The sequence below is a fragment of the Candidatus Uabimicrobium amorphum genome (assembly GCF_009002475.1).
In the GTDB taxonomy this organism is placed as follows: domain Bacteria; phylum Planctomycetota; class Uabimicrobiia; order Uabimicrobiales; family Uabimicrobiaceae; genus Uabimicrobium; species Uabimicrobium amorphum.
The window spans coordinates 8,489,382-8,506,579 of the sequence record NZ_AP019860.1; the positions used below are offsets into that span (position 1 = coordinate 8,489,382).

Sequence of the window (17,198 nt, forward strand, 5' to 3'; positions counted from 1 at the left end):
ATTCTATTCCTTGATATGCAAATTCCTCTTTAATTCTTCCAATTTCTCCGGTGGAAGATTAAGTTTATCCAAGGATTGAGAAAATTTCTTGGCATTGGGGAGCGTAGCATAATAGCCACATTCGGGGAAAAACTCAGGATTGGTCGAATATATTAAATTTCGTGGATAATCGCGACACATACCAGGACGACTATCGTATGAATCGCACATACGTGTTTTGGGATCAAAATGGGTGCAACGGAATACGATCATGCGTAGTTGTGGATTTTCTCTTTCAAAGACAAAACCATTGATAACGCTATGCCATTTTAGCAACAAATAGCGCAAGGACTTGAAATAAAAAAACACAACGTTAACGCGAATGCTAGGCGCTTCACAGCAACGAGCGCACATTTTACACGCTCCGCGTAGTTGATAGGTTGGTTTTCCTTTTCTCTTTAGCAGAAAACGCGTTGCCGCCAAATCGGCTTGATAGCGAAGTAGGGCAATTCGTTTGATTGTTTTGCGTATGAAGCCGTCCTTCATCTTCGGTTTCCTCTAAAAAAAGCCACAGAAAGAGTTTAGCTTCCTGTGGCTTTGTTTGTTTCTGTTGTATCTTATAGTTGTATTGGTAAGCCGGTGCGATTAAAGTATTCCACTTTGGAATCTTCAATGGAAAAAGCATCAGATGGATTTATCAAGATAGATATACCTATTTTTTCTTCCAACTCATGCAAGGCTTTACGCTTTCGGTTTGCCAAATCAAGGGCGACTTCAGGATTCATCGTTGCAATAATTTTGTGAATATTTCCCGATAATGCTCCTAGCTTAATTTTACGCATGATCAGTAAACTCATGCTTTCTAAATTTTTAATCCAACCATGGCCATCGCAGTATGGACAGACATTGTGGGTATAGCTTTTCAAGGAAGGCCCCAACCTTTGGCGTGTCATTTCAATGATACCAAAAGGACTGATTTTTGCCACGCGATTTCGTGCACGGTCTTTGCGTACTTCATCGCGAAATACACGCTCAACAATCTCTTTGTTTTTTTCATCCTTCATATCGATAAAGTCGTTAATAATCACTCCGCCTAAATCACGAAGACGTAGTTGACGTGGAATTTCGACAGCAGCTTCTAGATTGATTTGTAGTGCTGTTTCTTCAATATCTTCTTCTCCGGTATATTTCCCAGAGTTAACATCAATAGCTACTAACGCTTCTGTTTGTTCTATGGCTAAGTGGCCACCGGATTTCAGTGGAACGTGTTTTTTGTAAATTTTTTCAATTTCGGCTTCGATACGATATTCGTGAAAAAGAGGGGTGTGGCTGTTGTAAAGTTGTACGCGGTCTTCGTAATCAGAAGACAATAGACTCATGAAGTCCAATGCTTTTTGGTAATCATCTTCGCTATCAACAATAATTTCTTCAACGTCATCGGTAAAAATATCGCGCAATGTTCGCGTAACGAGATCACTTTCTTGATAAATTGTTGCTGGGCTTGTTGAGTGTTTTGCTCTGCGCGTAATTACTTTCCACAAATCCAATAAGTAGTTTAAATCTCTACCTAGCTCGTCCTTTGTTTTATCGGAACCTGCGGTGCGAATAATATAACCCATTCCCTTTGGTGGCTCTAACTCTGTAAGAGTCTTCTTAAGACGTCTACGTACTTTTTCGTCTACTATTTTTCGCGAAACGCCGGAACGTTTAATAGATGGCATTAAAACGATATATCTGCCCGGGAGAGATAAATATGTTGTTAATGTGGGTGCTTTAGTACCAATTCCTTCTTTGGTAATCTGTACGAGTACTTCAGCGTTTTTGGAAAGTAAATCTTGGATTTTTTTTTCGCGCTTGCGACGATGATTGTTTCGATGGCGGTTGTTTCTGTCACGGCTATTATTACTGCTGTTCATGTGCCCGTATATAGGCATTACATCGGAAACATGTAAAAAGCCATTGCGTCCTTCGCCTATGTCTACAAAAGCGGCCTGAATGGACGGTTCTATGTTTACAACCTTACCTTTGTATATGTTACCTACATGACCTAAAGATGAGGCTCTTTCTATATATAATTCCTCTAGGCGATCATTATCAATAACGGCAATTCTATTTTCTTCTGGTTCATTTACGTTTATGAGCATAATACGTTTGGTCATTTTTTTTCCTTAGTTCTAGTTTTTTAAGAGAAATGCTATCGGGGTGTGAGATATTAAATTTTGCATTCGTAGGGAAAGGATTTCTTGGTTTGCCTACAAGAAATGTAGAAGTGCAAAATGAAGTAGTCTGAATAGAAATATGTAACTACCTTATTTTCATCGGTAGTTACATATTTTTTCATGGGTATAATTGTAAGCTTAAGGTCTTACTTATTACCACCCCAAATAGTGTTGAACTGTTTTTCGTCTCGTTTTCTATAATCGTTTATATCAACTCGAAGTTTCTGTTGTGTATTTTGTGCACTTTCAACTATACGAGGTGTTATAAAGATAAATAAATCGTCTTTTTGCTTGTTGATATCTTTACGTTTAAAAAAGTAACCAAGCATTGGTAAATCCCCAAGGAAAGGAACCTTGTTGATGTTTTCCGTTTCGGTAATTTGTAGTAAACCACCGACGATTGCTGTTTGGCTTGATTCCAAAATCATGTGTGTAACAACTACTTGTTCGGTTAACTGTGGAAGGAGGATTTCCACGTCACCAGCAACAAAACGGTTGAAACCAGCAATACCCGCGTTGTCATCTTGACCACTCAGTAAGGTGTTGGATAAAACAACAGTCAACTGTACTTTGTTGGTGTCAGGAATAACATGCGGAACGACGAGAAGTTGAAAACCTTCTGTTACCGGAGAGTCATCTGCTTCTACTAACTGTACAGATAAGTTTCCGTTATCGTTTTCGATAAATTCTGTTTTTGCGAAAGAAATCGTATCACCGACAAAAATGGTTGCTTCGTGGTGATCGAGTGTAATTAGTTTTGGTGCTTGAATTACTTTAGTTTTTACGTCTTGCTTGAACAGTTTAAAAACAAACTGTGTGTTTTTGAAGTCAAGCTGTCCTACTTCGTTGATCGGACCATCGTTATCTTGAATTGCTTCGATGTTTGCATCGTTAGGTATACCTTCATCACGTTGTGCGTCAGTAGCAAAGGCAATGACATCTTCGAAACCACTGTCACCATTTGTAAATGGTAGACGACTTAAAAGGTCAGGAAATGTATGTGTGATTTCAATACCGGTGTCACCAAAACCCAAACCAAAGTTGAAAATGTCGCTATTTTGGGTTTGTACAAATTTTACATCAATAAAAATTTGTCTTGGTTCTTTGTCTAGTTTCTTGATGATTTGTGCCATCTTGTCTAGTTTTGGTCTGGTATCTGTAATAACAAGAGTGTTGGTACCATCATCGTAGGTAATTTTACCTCGGTTCGGTGTAACTACCGTTTGCAGAGCGTTTAATAAACTGAAATTACTTGTTTGAACACCAGATCCTTGACCAATTTGTGGTGTTTGTCCTTGTTGAATCTGCTGTTGGTTTGGTGAAAATACGAAATTTGATTGCATTTGTGCGACAAATGGAGACTTAGGACGAATGTAACGCAATCTGAAAATAGCTGTCTCTACTTGCGTTTCGATATCTTCAGGGCGTACTACACGCAAAATGTTGTTTTCTTCTACAATAACAAAACCGCTGTTTTTAACAATTGCGTCTAATGCATCACGCCATGCAACGTCGTGTAACCTCAAATTTACAGGACCTTTTACTGCTTCAGAGATAATAATGTTCTTATTAGCTAAACCTGCGATCTGATCGATAACATCGCGTATATCAGCACCGCTGAATTCCATTCTTACCACAGCGGGCTTTGAAATTTTGATTACCTGTAGATCTAATTCTTCTACAATACAATTGTGTCTTTTAGCTATTGTTTTTAATACCATCAACCATGGAAGTTGTACTAACTTAATGGTAACATAAACATCTTTGATTTCATCATCGTATATGATGTTTTTATTTGTTTGCTCTCTTATCCCTTCGATTATGTCCGAAAATGGCTTATCTCGCACGTCTATTGAAATAAGTTCACTACGAGCCTGAGGAGGTGTACTTTGTTGTGCTTGTATCGGGAGAGTAAGTAAGCAGCATATTATAATCGCAAAAATATAGCAAAAACGCATGAACTATTTCCTGCCTTTCTAAGGTATAAATGTTTTAAGTTTCTCCCACTGTTTTTATCAGAATATTGAAATATGATTTATAATTTCATTTCCCAGGGGAAACCTCCAGGAGTGGACCTTCAAGAAACTTAATTATATTATTTTGAAGTTTTTGTTGATAGAGTCAAATGCCTTATCAATCAAACCCACATTATTAGTGTTGTAAAAACAGAAAAACTTATTTCAAAAAAATCAAAATTTTTAGGGAAGCATTACAGCTATTGTTGATATGCCCACTTTTTTGAATTTATGAATAAATGTTTGTAACTAAAGATTATACAAAAAACGCTATGGTCGTCAAGACTTCTTTCCAAGAAGCATTTGAAGGTTTATAATTATGTTAGAGTCTAATAAATATTCGACAATTTAGACCATGCAAATTTTAGGACGCTTTCGCGCCCTAAATGTTAATTTTGTTTGGCTGCTAGGGATTTCATTCGCAGAGGAACGGTTTCCCCTTTGTAGTCTAGAACAACCCAACCATTGTTGATTTCCTTCACCACAAAGCCCGATGGCAAACTATTTCGTGTGCGCACAGGTTTCTTATTGATAAAGGCCACCGAAGGTTTTTTCTTGTCTGGTTGATAGATCACACCTGTCAACTCAAGTTTTTTCACCCGTTCGATGAGTTCTAGTTGAATTTTCGCCTTTTTGTAGTAAAACTCCAACTTCTTACGCGCTGAACTCAAGACTTTGTATTGTGGTTCTTTGTCTTTGTGTTCCAAAATTTCCGGCATAATGTCGTTGTGCTTTTTTACTACTTGGTTCAAAAGCTCTGGTGCGTCGCCTTTTTTACGTGCTTTCTTGTATAAATTGGCAACATCGTTCACTTTCTCGCTTAAAGTTGCGATCAGTTTTTGCAACGCTTTTTCTTTACTTATTTCCGCGATGTATGTTTCCCAAACTTTGATGTCTTCGCGAATTTTATTTAACTTATCGCGTTTTTGCCCGTCGGCGTCAAACTCGGAAGGAAACGTCAATAGATTTAATCTACGCAGTTGTTCTTGCATATTGTTTTCTTTGAGAGCATCCTCAAGTTTTGTCCAGTCCCCTTCCAACGACAGAGGTTTTAAAGTATCGTTATACAATGTGTTTACCGCATTGTACATTTCTTCGATTTTTTTCTCGGGAATTTCACCAGCGCTAGCATCGTCAAGAGCCTCGCCAGTTACTAGACCGTCAGGTTTGGGAACGATAATTTCAATTCTGCGGAAGGGATAAAAGGGATCATCAATAAGTTCAAGTTCTGTCCACTGGAAAACGTAACGTTTGAGGAGTTCCTCGCGGCGTTCACGTACTTTTTGCTTGAGCAAAGTAGACGGTTCATAACCGTCGAGAATTTTAGCGAGTTTTTCATCAATAGTCGGATCGGGATTTTGGAAGGTAAACGTGGTCACAACCAACTGAACCTTACCTTTCATTACCTGATCTTTTAAATCCACTTCAAGATTACCATTGGCATATTCAATCTTGATTTCTTTAACGCTAAAGAAACGTTCATGTGATTCGATTTTACTAATGAGTTCACCCAGATTGTTAAAAGATCCCTTAAATTCGACATGGTAACCATCTTCGACAAAAGGATTGGAAGCTGTGGGGACAGCTACCGGTGGTCGGAAACCGACTTGTGGTGGTTTCGGTCCAGCATCTTCTTCATCATCTTCTCTAATTTCGAAGTGCGGATCTACCTTGTTTACCTTATTGAAGGCCTGAATTTCGTTTTGCAAACGAAATTGTTCCATTAATTCAAAGAACTCAGTGACTTTTTTGTCTTGAGGTAGCAAGCGTTTTACGGCATCTGTATTGGCACGCATAAGATAAAGTTCTTGCTTTTTCGCCTCGATTTGGCGCTCTTTATTTTTTAATTGTTGAACTTGTGAATCAATGCCTTTTTTTTCATTTGCTAATCTAACGATTTCTTCCTGATCAAAGTGTCGCATGGTGAAGAAAATGATTGCCACCAAAACACCAGCACCCACAATCGCCAGGTTCATTTGTTTTTCTGTTAGCTTGTTCATTTTTTCTTCTTCCTATTCATCTTCATCGTCATGCGAATATCAAACTTGTAGCCGAGGTGCGGCTTAAAAAGTTCTGGATCTTCTTCTTGTAGCTCGTATTCAGGAGTGGCGATTCTTTCAAAATCACGCCAAAAAGAAGGGTGTCTTTGTATGGCTTTATAGTAGTTAATCGCCGTTTGTAATTTGTCACCTGCGGTACGTGCGGCGTATGCCCACTCATATGTAGGTATCTTAATTGTGTTTTGCTGTACTATTTGCCCTGGGATTAATCGACGTCTTGCGTTCGACGGGGCATCGTTTCTCTTAATGTGCAGATCACCGGACCATGAATATTCATGTTCTTTGATAATTTGCGCGTATTCGGTGAGCTTACGCGCCATCTCACTTTTTAGGAGACGAATATTTTCAATAGTATCTTCACGTTTTTTGAGTACTGTGGCCACCTGAAAAGCTTGGGTGTGGCGCTGTGGTATTTTCTTTGACTGCCACTCGGCAAGTTCTTTTTTACTTTTTTGTAGAGCAGTTTGCATATTTGGTAGATCAATGTAGTGGGTCATTGCATAAAAGACTACAGAAACAAGTGCAATTAGGGCACTTGCTGCGATCACCAATAAACGCGCTGCCGATGTTGGAGGGGCTTCTCTCTCTTCGGGAGGAAGTAGATTAATTGTAATCATAACTTACACCTTATTTTGATAAATGCGTGAAGCTAAGCCGATCGCGATAGCTAACTGAGAGGAGTTGGCTCGCAATGCGTCTATATCGACTTGATCTTCTCTAATCTCAAAGTTTTCTGTTGGATCCCAACGATTAATTCTTTTTCCAAAAATTCTTTCAAAATCTGGTTCAAGGGAAAATAATTGGCTTCCGCCTCCGGATACAAATATTTCTTCAACTTCTCGTTCGAATTGTCCTTCAAAATATTCAAAAGACAAGGTGATCTCGTTTGCAAGGTCTTCAATAACCGGCGCAACGGCTTCTTGAACTTCCAAAGCAAATATTCCAGGTTCTCTTTTTAACCCTTCTGCTTCTTCGGTCGTTACTTCTAACCTTTTTTGAATTTCTTCTGTAAATTCATTTCCTGCAAGGTAAATTTCACGTGTAAAAAATGAAGTATTACCTATCATAATATTGATATTTGTCTTCGTACAGCCAATATCGACTAAAGAAACAATTTTTCCTTCTACTTCTGGCCGTGGCGATAACATACTTTTCAATACAAAAGCATTTCCCAAAGCAAAGGAGTCAACATCGATAATCGAAGGATGTAGCTCTGAACTGCGCAGCAAACCAACGCGACTTTCGATGAGGCTGCGCTTTGCAGCTACAAGAAGTACTTTCATTTCCCCAGAGGTACTTACATTAACAGTGGTATCGTCATCCAGTCTTTGTGAATCGAGAACCACTTCTTCCAAGTCATAGGGGATATATTTATCCGCTTCAAAACGTACAGCTTCTGCAAGATTTTCTTTGTCGACAGGTTGCATTGAGATGTAGCGAACAATTACTTCTCGTCCAGAAACTCCTGTTATGACGCGTTTTGATTTTATACCACTAGTGTGCAGAAGTTCCTTGATGTCATTTAGCGGATTTTCAACATCTGTAATAGCAACTTGCCCATAACCAGTAATACTAAAATCACCGCTCCCACCTGAGGAGGACATCTCTATCGCTTTTATGCTTGAAGTACCAATGTCGAGGCCTAGTATAGTATTTTTTCGTCTGAACATGAGTTTTATATTCCTCAAAAGCAAGATAGTACTAAAAATCGTACCTCTAAGAGGCCAATAAAGTTGAAGAAATAGTATTTAGTGTACCTTTGATTTAGTAAGAAGTTGTCGTGCTAGTATTGTTTTCCTGTAAACTAAATGTATACACCTTATAGTTTGTAAAAATTACTTTAAATTTTTACTTCAAGAGTTACCTCTCGGGGAATACTACTATGCCCTCTATCTTGTTAATAAATAGTGATTAGAATTTTGTGTTTGTTATTTAGAACATTGCCAGCCTACCAAAAACATTTATTTCTAACATATCCCAAGTATATGTGTAAGTTAAAAATGTGCCTGGAAACCAATAGTGATTTGTCACTAAATTGGTAATGTACTTCAATATTCTATGAATAGCTTATATAGAATTTTAACTTATTAAAGCTAGAAAATACAATGTCTTTACATTTTCGGCGACGAGTTTTTTGGCATAGCATGACGCTATTTTAATACTAAATTATAAAATAGACATCAATTTAGTGTCAAGATAATTTATATCTCGATATTTTTTTCTTGCATTCTATGACGCAGTGCGTTATACTTTATTCAGAGTTAAAAATTTGAGATAAAGAAAACTAATTTTATAAAGGATCGTCCAAATGGAAATAGCTAATAATATAACACAAACCACACAAAATATACCGCAAAAATTATTACAAAAATCTTGTGAAGCACAAGAAAATTTAAAGCAACAATTGAAAAAACTTGGATTAGCGACTCTTGGAGCTTTCAGTTTATATCAGGAACAAGCCGGAGAAAAAATTAAACAGTTTGTTCTCAAAGGAACAGAAGTAGAAAAAAATCTCAATACTTGGGCCAATGGATTGTGGAAAAAAGGTTACAGCGAAACAAAACAAACTATTAACGATGTAGAAAAAACACTAGAAATTTCTAACCTACTTAGCAAAATGAATATTCCTACGAAAAGCGATGTAGAAGCATTGGCGCAAAAAGTAGAAGCGTTAAATAGTAAAATTGACGAAATCATCACCGCGACCAAAAATGAAACAACTGAAACAACTGAAATCACAACAACAGAAGAAATTATCGCAACTTCTGCTTCTTCTCAAGCTTAAAGAATGCATACGTTATGAGGGGCAGTTAAATCTGCCCCGTTCATCTCCATCACTGCCTGATAGCCCACCACATCACATTTCTATTGCTTTATGCACAAGCATGATTTAAAATAAAATAATAGCAATAGCAAATAAACAACTTCCCATACTTTTATTTTAGGATAATTCCACAAAATGAGTATTCTAACACGCGATGAAATATTAAAAGCCGTTTCTGCGAAAGAGATCGCAATTGCACCATTTGACGAAGATCACGTAGGACCAGCATCTGTGGACCTCCATTTAAGTCATTCTTTTCGGGTATTTGACAAACCAAAAAAGGTTATTCGCGTTCAAAATGATGTTGACTACCGCAAGGCAACCAAAGGTGTGCGTTTAAAAGAAGGCGAAACTTTTTTACTTATGCCTGGAGAAACAATTCTCGGTATTACCGTAGAACGAATTACTTTAAGCGATGGTATATGCGGTTGGTTAGAAGGAAGAAGTAAATTTGCACGGGTAGGACTACTCATACACATATCGGCGAGCTTTATGCAACCGGGAATTGATAACCACCAAGTGCTAGAAATGAGTAACTTTGGACCTGTTCCCCTAGAAATCGTACCAGGGGTACGCATTTGTCAATTTATTTTTCAACGCACCATAGGCAACGCCGCCTACCAAGGAAAATTCCGCAATCAATGCCCGGAAGAGTTTAGTTTATAGAAATTCTTTCTCCGGATTGGTGAGATGAGAGATTCTTTCTCCGGATTGGTGCCCTCATCATCGCGGCTAAGATGAGAAATTCTTTCTCCGGATTGGTGCCCTCACCATCGAATTTAAGGTTTTAGCTACGCTAAAAGCCTTAATTCTCATGCCTCTCCCACCGGGAGAGGCGTAACACGTCTTAATTTGTTTCCATTTGTTTTATTTTGTGCGTATCGAAATGTCGTCTCAATCAAAGATAATTGTATCACAACCTTCCGTCCGCAAATCAAGCAAATTTTGTTTTTACCAAAAAAGATGCATTACACCTCTCCCGTGGGAGAGGTATGAGAATAGCAGGTTTCAGCGCAGCTGACAACCTAATTTTCGATGGTGAGGGCACCCAATCTGAAAACTGCCCTAGTTATACAAAACAGTTGACAAATATTCCTTAGGATTGGCGCGGAAATTTTCTTCCATCATTTGCTTGTAGTAATGAAAGAATTGATCGTGCTCGTGTTTTGGAAAGTCACTGTAATAAAGAGCATAGCGTATGACGTCGTCAATTCTCTGATCGTAGAACTGCAACATTTTTTCTTCCATATCGGCAAAGTTTTCGTTGCAAAACTTTTCGAAATCTTCTGTCTCGAAATATTCTTCATTGAGTTTAGAGTAAAAATCATACTTTTCTTGTGCACTCTTGTTAGGATCATTGAGTACCGATAAGTATTTCTTTTGCTCCAAGTCAATACGCATGTCTTTTCCTGTGACCGCACAATACATAAACCATTTCAGACATGCACAAACCACCCACGGAAAGTGTACGTGTAGAGACGTAAAGTGACTATCTGGACATGCGTTGGCGAAGTCAATGGGGTGTATTTGTCCATTTTTCACTAGCGCTTCGTAAGAGTTGTAAGTCCAACGATGGAAAGAGTTAATAAACAACACATAGTTGCGTAGTCGCACATACATATCTTTATCCATATGCAACTTTTCTTCACTGTAGTGCTGATGATGTGGATGATCTGGTTGGAAACGCATCGGAAGAACTTGCGGACCCGCGGCAATACAACGCACAAATAAATCGTAATTTTCAATCGCTTCTTGCAAATGGAAAGTACGTCCATCTGTTTCATCGTATTTCGCATACAACTCATCCATGCTGTCTATTTTAAAAACATCACTTCCCCCACCACCAAAGGCTTTTTTGAGAAAAATAGGAAACTGGTTGTCGAAATACGTTTCCATCGCGTCTTTCAAATAATTTCCTTTGTCGTAGTATTGTGCGCGAACCACTTTCCCTTGTTCTCTAAAATGCTTTGCTCTTTCCATTTGATTGTTAATTTTTTCCCAATCTGTTTGGCGTAAATTTTCATCGTGACCAAACTTAGTATATTTTGTGATATAACCTTGTAGATCCTTCCACTCTTCATGCTTTTCCAGATCTTCCGTATAGGGATAAAATTGTGGAAGTAAAACGGTTTTGGGAAAACGATCCTTAGGATGCATCGCGCGTGCCATTAGATCGTAAGTACTGTGCTTATCGTGATTTTGGAAAGTGTTACTGTGGTTAACAATACTCATCTGTGAGTTTATAGCTTGTTGCGCCCAACATTTATAATAGTCATTCCAGTGAATGGTACGGTCCACAACAAAATCGACTTCGTTATTTAAATTTTGTCCGCAAAGAAGTGGTTTGGCAATAACGCGGCCAAGTTCTAAACGATATTTTTCACCTTTATAGTGAACAACGGGGTCGAGAAATTTAAAAAATTCTGACACGGTATAGCACATACTCCAATCGTATGATGCCATAATTTTAATTTTTTTGACTTTCATGTTGACCTTTCTCTTTATACCACATCTGCCATTTTGCAACATCACGCGCAAAATTTTGACGGGAAACTTCTTTTAACATATCAAAGCTAAAGTCGGCAATTTGTTGATTGCTATCTGTTATTAGCTTGACTAACCACGGAAAATAATGAGAAAAATTCATACGAAAATTTTGCACAATACTATCGCGAAGATTAGGAAATTTTGTCCAAATAGTAATGTAAGTGGCGACTGCTTCAGAAAAACTCTGTTGTTGTATAAGGAGGTTCGCTTTTAACCACAAAGGTTCAGCTCTATCAGGATAGAGTTGTTGCGCCGACTGCAAATATTCCATACTTTTGGAAATATTCCCCATTTGGCTTTGATTAAAACTGGCAGCTGTCAGTGCGATAAGATGATTAGAATCAATACGTAAAACCTCGGCAAATTCAAGCTGAGCATCCTGATAATTCTGTGTTTGCATCGCAATCATCCCCAACATTAAGTGTGCATCAACACTATCTTTATCAAGGTAAACCGCTTTGCGAAGCGCTGCCTTTGCTTTGTTGAAATCGCTATCCCTCACCTCAGAGGAAGTGGCAAAATTTTCATAACTATTTTGAGCATGGGAACCTTTGAATATAAGAGCACGACTGAGAGCAATGTATGCCTTGCTTTCTTCAGGACTAAGATCTATGGCTTTTTGGTACCATTGGCGACTCTCTTCCCATTTTTTTTGAGAAAGGGCATTATCCCCCATCGAGAGTAGTAACGCATACAAACGTGGATTATTGTGGTTTTTTTCCGCCACAGAATCCAATATCTCTAGGGCCTGTGCCTTTTTGCCTTGCAGGAGTAGCACTTGCATTTTGAGAATGTGAATGTCGAGAACTTGAGCATTGAGTTCTAAGGCTTTGTCAATATAGACAATCGCTTGCTGTGGATCTTTTAGCATCACATACATTTGTGCCACGTTTAGACAATTTTCAAAGCGATCCGGTTTTTGACGGTATGCTTCAAGAAACTTTTGTAACGCTTGTTGATATTTTTGTTGGTTTGCGAGCGCAATTCCCTCGTTGTTTAAATTTTCTGTTGTTGTTGCACATCCACAAACGAATACAACGCTACAGATTAGTAAACGTATCATAAAAATCGTTTCTGTGAATAGAAAAGGTTTTCTACGGTAAAAATTTTTGGTAGATTATACATAGACTACTATAGAATACAACACAAATTTATTATGACTTACGCTAATTGATTGACAAAAAACGATCCCGATCCCGTTCCCGATCCCGATCCCGAAAAATTGACAAAAAACGATCCCGTTCCCGATTCCGTTTATTCGCTTTTATGGTGCTTCATGATAACAATTTCTTTCTACCAAGGTACATTGTCCATTGTGGTAAATTCAGACAATTCATTTGTCGTTCAGTCAATTCCTGGTTGTAAGTGGGATCACCGTACACAGTGCTTTCGACTTCCGGCATTCAAATACCACGAGCTGATTACGGTGTTATACAACAAGGAAATCCCCTACAAAGACGAGGCACGCCTCTACGAAATTTTGCAAATGGATCACCAACTAGATCGCGAACCATTTCATCATCAAAAACAAGCCATTGCATCATGGAATAAATTTCGCAAACGTGGCTATGTCGTTTTACCTACGGGAACAGGAAAGTCATTTGTCGCTATTTTGGCAATGCTCGAATCTAAACGTAGTACTGCAATTGTGGTACCAACCATCGATTTAATGCATCAATGGTACGACAATGTCAAAAATTTCTTTCCCAACATTCCCATAGGACTCATCGGTGGTGGAAATTACCAACCCGCATCTATTACAATTACCACCTATGATTCCGCCTATATTCATTTTGACAAAATAGGCAATTTATTCGGCCTAGTTATTTTTGACGAATGTCATCATTTACCAGGTCGCACCTATCGCCTAGGCGCTGAATTTATTTTAGCCCCATATCGTCTGGGTTTAAGTGCCACTCCTGAAAGATTAGATGGCGGACATAATGACTTGAACTACCTCATTGGCCCATGTGTGTTTCGCAAAGAAATTAATGAAATGGCCGGACCATATCTCGCCGACTACAATGTTGTCCAAGTTACCGCGCGACTTTCCGCCGAAGAAAGAAAAGAGTATCAAAAGAATCGTTCATTATATGTGACTTTTCTACGACGTAATTATCTACAAATGGGAAGAAACGGCTGGCAAAAATTCATCCAGGTATCGCATCGTACCGAAGAAGGACGCCGTGCATTTATTGCATATCGCAAACAAAAACAAATTGCCCAAGCAACACCCTCCAAACTAAAAACCTTAGAATACTTAATTCGCAAACATCACAATGAACGCCTATTGATTTTTACCCATGACAATGCCACAGCCTACAAAATTTCCTTGCGTTTTCTGGTTCCCGTCATCACTCACCAAACCAAAATAAAAGAGCGCAAAGATATTTTAAAAAAGTATAGTGAGGGGGTTTACAGTATCATCGTCACCTCAAAGGTACTCAATGAAGGAGTGGATATTCCTTCGGCAAGTATTGGAATTATTCTTTCGGGAAGTGCAAGCGTCCGCGAACACGTTCAACGGCTAGGACGTATTTTACGTAAACACGGTGATAAAAAAGCGACACTTTATGAGGTGGTAACAGAAGGGACATCAGAAGAATCGGTGAGCCAAAGAAGACGTGAACACAATGCGTATAAGCGGGAGTAGGTTAGAGTTAGAGATTCTTTCTCCGGATTGGTGCCCTCACGGTTAGAGATTTTTTCTCCGGATTGGTGCCCTCACCATCGAATTAGCAGTTACAGCTGCGCTGTAAGCTGCTATTCTCATACCTCTCCCACAGGGAGAGGTGTAATGCTTCTCTTTTGGTAAAAACAAAATTCGCTTGAGTTGCGGATCAAAAGTAGTGATGTAATAGACTCTTTTGATTGATATTGTACTGTGATAGCACTAAAGAAAACAAATGGAATCAAATTTAGACGCGTTACGCCTCTCCCGTGGGAGAGGCATGAGAATTAAGGCTTTTAGCGAAGCTAAAACCTTAAATTCGATGGTGAGGGCACCAATCCGGAGATAGAACACCTAAACTTAAACGAACCCCAAAATTACGGGTGAGGGCACCAATCCGGAAAAGAATCTCTAACCGTGAGGGCACCAATCCGGAGATAGAACACCTAAACTTAAACGAACCCCAAAATTACGGGTGAGGGCACCAATCCGGAAAAGAATCTCTAACCGTGAGGGCACCAATCCGGAGAAAGAATCTCTCATCTCAACACCAACCCAAACAACAGCTTAAAAATCTTTAAATTGGTCGAACAAATTGTCGAGATCTTTTGGTAGAGAACGCTGAATGAGTACGGAAACGTAAATGAGCAATGATAATTGCCATGCCTCTGTATTTCCGACGAGTAAAGCCGTTTCGATATCTTCTTTACGTTCTAAATCATTACCAAAATGCGCGATGGCACTGTCGACATTACCTTCAAATACATCGATGGTCGAAATCTCATTTTGATATTTTAAAGACGGATACTGAATCCCTCTTATAATCAAAAATGAGCGTACACTATCGTCGTTTACTCCTAGTTCATCCTGAAAATCAAAACCAAAAAACTGTGGTAGATTTTTTGGTAAAATAATGGCGGGCTTATCAACGATTATTTTACCAGTTCTTACCACAGTGTCCCCAGTGTTTACCAAGGAAGGTGCCAAAAATATATAACTTAGAGTTGTTGCTTCTGTATTTGATAGTCGTTGTAGTCGCGAACGGATAATGCGTGTTTCTTTTGCGGCCTTTTGCCATTTTTCTTCTAAACTCATACCTTTTTCCTCACATATAGTCCGTCTTGATTTTAGGTATTATACTACGAAATTACATTATAAATATCTAGATGTTTTTGTATAAGGAAACAAAGAAGACAAAATGGCAATTTACTATCCCGCATATGGTAGAATGGAAATATAAAATCCAGCAGCGTGAATGATGAATGCTGTAAAAATAGACGCAAAACAGGTAACAAGAACCTCTTTTATGTTACAAGACTTTAATGTACAAAAAATACCAGAGACAACTGGACAGACAATAACATAAGGTACAGCAATAATTAGCAAAAAAGATGTGGGCAAGATGCTCAGCTTTTGTTGCAATGCAATAGCAGGTGCAGACAAAGTGATAAAAAAATACAGTGGATTATATGTGGCATCCATTGCGAAACCTACGATAAAAAGAAGCATAATGGATACCAATGCTACCTGAAGAATAAACAGTAAAGATATATTACTTTTTTCTTGCGTTGTCATATTTACCTCTTGTCTAGCGTTGTATGAAACTGTACGGGTTATTCGCTATCACAAATGCGAAATACTTTGGTCATAATAATTTTGCGATATGTTTCCCATGCCTCTTTTTTCAAATCCGCAGGAAGGGAATCGATGGCAAGAATTCCCATCGGGATTTTCGCTGCTCCTGCTCCCAGTTTTCCTCCGGCATAGTCGCGGCCAAAAACTTTTTTACAAAAAGAATTTACATCAACCGCCGGATTGCTACTGCGAATGCTCGCTTCAACATAATTGTCGACGACAGCAAATATAATAGCGGTAGAGATACCTTCCATACGTACGCGCTCATCAGCAAGCATCGGTAGACAATCGCGCCTTGCTGCGGTGATAATCCCTATTCCTGCAACGAAAAAAGATCCCTTGGTAATACTGTTGCCTTCTTCTTCTAAAACGCGACGAATATCAAAATAATATGCCGGCAGTTGATAATTGATTATCGGTTCGAGTTCCGAACGAGAGACGTATTTTACTAGGTGTTGATAAGCATCGAAATCTAAATCCGTCACGCTTTCCGACATCAAGTCCAATGTGTCAGTTTTCACTCCAAACAACATTGCGGTGACTGCTTTGGACAATAGACCATCGTCGTCTTGGGAAAAGTCTATTTCTGCTTCAAGCAGATAGCTAAGTACGATAGAGCAACACGACCCTACTTGACGAATATCCACAAAATCTGAATCGTTGTAATTCACTTTGTGATGATCGATCACTGCCGTCATATTCAACTCTTTACACCATCTTTCCCTGGGAACATGGTCTACGCACACAAATTTATCGTACACTTCGTCAAGTGGGGGATGATCACTACCAAAAACTTCATCTTTGTTGAGAAAGTGAATGTTGAGAACATTGAGCAGTGTTTTATTTTGCGGATGTGATACTTGACCTTCATATATAAGGTCACATACAGCGCCACAGGTTCGCTGTATAAATAAATTCATTCCCAGTCCGGCCCCAATAGAATCAGGGTCGGGATTACCGATAAAAATTGCCACTTTTTTAACTTTTTCTGTGAAAATTTTTTGCAATTGCTGAGTTTTCGTCGTCGATTTTGTCGCGATCTTGTTAGTTTTTCCGTTTTTTGTTGTCATAGTATTGTCCTATTATTTTACGTTGTCGATTGCTTTTTCTGGCAAGAGAATGATGATTTCGTCTTCAATCGGGTATATTTTGTTACAACTCTCACACAATAATCCTTTAGAGTGCTCGATTAGCTTTTCGTCACACACAGTGCACGATAGTAAATGAAGAATTTTTTTTGTTAACATA

General features: G+C 38.7%; 15 protein-coding genes. 3 read left to right on the forward strand and 12 right to left on the reverse strand.

Annotation, left to right across the window (positions count from 1 at the left end; genetic code table 11):
• Positions 1-3: 3 nt before the first annotated feature.
• The 6 genes from UABAM_RS29800 to pilM form a co-directional block, all read right to left on the reverse strand.
• Positions 4-525 carry a YkgJ family cysteine cluster protein gene (locus UABAM_RS29800; RefSeq protein WP_151971637.1) on the reverse strand — a complete coding sequence of 174 codons (522 nt, stop codon included), beginning with the start codon at positions 523-525 and terminating at the stop codon, positions 4-6.
• A 71-nt stretch (positions 526-596) separates the two neighbouring features.
• The gene (locus UABAM_RS29805; RefSeq protein WP_151971638.1) at positions 597-2,138 is read right to left on the reverse strand and encodes an Rne/Rng family ribonuclease; all 1,542 of its coding nucleotides are present in this window, start codon (positions 2,136-2,138) and stop codon (positions 597-599) included.
• A gap of 206 nt (positions 2,139-2,344) precedes the next feature.
• Complete coding sequence (locus tag UABAM_RS29810; protein ID WP_151971639.1) at positions 2,345-4,156, reverse strand: secretin N-terminal domain-containing protein; 1,812 nt, start codon at positions 4,154-4,156, stop codon at positions 2,345-2,347.
• 446 nt (positions 4,157-4,602) lie between these two features.
• Positions 4,603-6,213 carry a hypothetical protein gene (locus UABAM_RS29815; RefSeq protein WP_151971640.1) on the reverse strand — a complete coding sequence of 537 codons (1,611 nt, stop codon included), beginning with the start codon at positions 6,211-6,213 and terminating at the stop codon, positions 4,603-4,605.
• Positions 6,210-6,890: a hypothetical protein gene (locus UABAM_RS29820; RefSeq protein ID WP_151971641.1), complete on the reverse strand. Its 681-nt coding sequence runs from the start codon at positions 6,888-6,890 to the stop codon at positions 6,210-6,212. The genes UABAM_RS29815 and UABAM_RS29820 overlap by 4 nt, the downstream gene beginning before the upstream one ends.
• Before the next feature lie 3 nt (positions 6,891-6,893).
• A complete protein-coding gene (gene pilM, locus UABAM_RS29825; RefSeq protein ID WP_151971642.1) occupies positions 6,894-7,943 on the reverse strand; it encodes a type IV pilus assembly protein PilM in 1,050 nt (349 codons plus the stop codon).
• Positions 7,944-8,581: 638 nt separating this feature from the next.
• On the opposite strand from pilM, the gene UABAM_RS29830 reads away from it, so the two are divergent.
• Positions 8,582-9,058, forward strand: coding sequence for a phasin family protein (locus UABAM_RS29830; RefSeq protein ID WP_151971643.1), 477 nt, complete (start codon positions 8,582-8,584; stop codon positions 9,056-9,058).
• Between the two features lie 174 nt (positions 9,059-9,232).
• Positions 9,233-9,763, forward strand: a complete 531-nt coding sequence (gene dcd / locus UABAM_RS29835) for a dCTP deaminase (RefSeq protein WP_151971644.1) — start codon at positions 9,233-9,235, stop codon at positions 9,761-9,763.
• 399 nt (positions 9,764-10,162) lie between these two features.
• Here the strand turns inward: dcd and UABAM_RS29840 are convergent, their stop codons facing one another.
• On the reverse strand, positions 10,163-11,584 hold the full coding sequence (locus UABAM_RS29840; RefSeq protein WP_151971645.1) for an ATP-grasp domain-containing protein: 1,422 nt from the start codon (positions 11,582-11,584) through the stop codon (positions 10,163-10,165).
• Positions 11,565-12,707 (reverse strand): tetratricopeptide repeat protein, encoded by a 1,143-nt coding sequence (locus UABAM_RS29845; RefSeq protein WP_151971646.1) that lies wholly within the window; start codon positions 12,705-12,707, stop codon positions 11,565-11,567. The genes UABAM_RS29840 and UABAM_RS29845 overlap by 20 nt, the downstream gene beginning before the upstream one ends.
• 111 nt (positions 12,708-12,818) lie before the next feature.
• Here UABAM_RS29845 and UABAM_RS29850 point away from each other — a divergent pair, with 111 nt between their 5' ends.
• On the forward strand, positions 12,819-14,297 hold the full coding sequence (locus UABAM_RS29850; RefSeq protein ID WP_229759328.1) for a DEAD/DEAH box helicase family protein: 1,479 nt from the start codon (positions 12,819-12,821) through the stop codon (positions 14,295-14,297).
• A 585-nt stretch (positions 14,298-14,882) separates the two neighbouring features.
• Here the strand turns inward: UABAM_RS29850 and UABAM_RS29855 are convergent.
• From UABAM_RS29855 to UABAM_RS29870, 4 genes are all read right to left on the reverse strand, one after another.
• Positions 14,883-15,410: a hypothetical protein gene (locus tag UABAM_RS29855; protein ID WP_151971647.1), complete on the reverse strand. Its 528-nt coding sequence runs from the start codon at positions 15,408-15,410 to the stop codon at positions 14,883-14,885.
• 114 nt (positions 15,411-15,524) lie between these two features.
• Positions 15,525-15,890: a hypothetical protein gene (locus UABAM_RS29860; protein ID WP_151971648.1), complete on the reverse strand. Its 366-nt coding sequence runs from the start codon at positions 15,888-15,890 to the stop codon at positions 15,525-15,527.
• Positions 15,891-15,928: 38 nt separating this feature from the next.
• Positions 15,929-17,020 carry a DHH family phosphoesterase gene (locus tag UABAM_RS29865; RefSeq protein ID WP_151971649.1) on the reverse strand — a complete coding sequence of 364 codons (1,092 nt, stop codon included), beginning with the start codon at positions 17,018-17,020 and terminating at the stop codon, positions 15,929-15,931.
• Positions 17,021-17,032: 12 nt separating this feature from the next.
• Complete coding sequence (locus tag UABAM_RS29870) at positions 17,033-17,197, reverse strand: Trm112 family protein (RefSeq protein WP_151971650.1); 165 nt, start codon at positions 17,195-17,197, stop codon at positions 17,033-17,035.
• Position 17,198 lies beyond the last annotated feature (1 nt).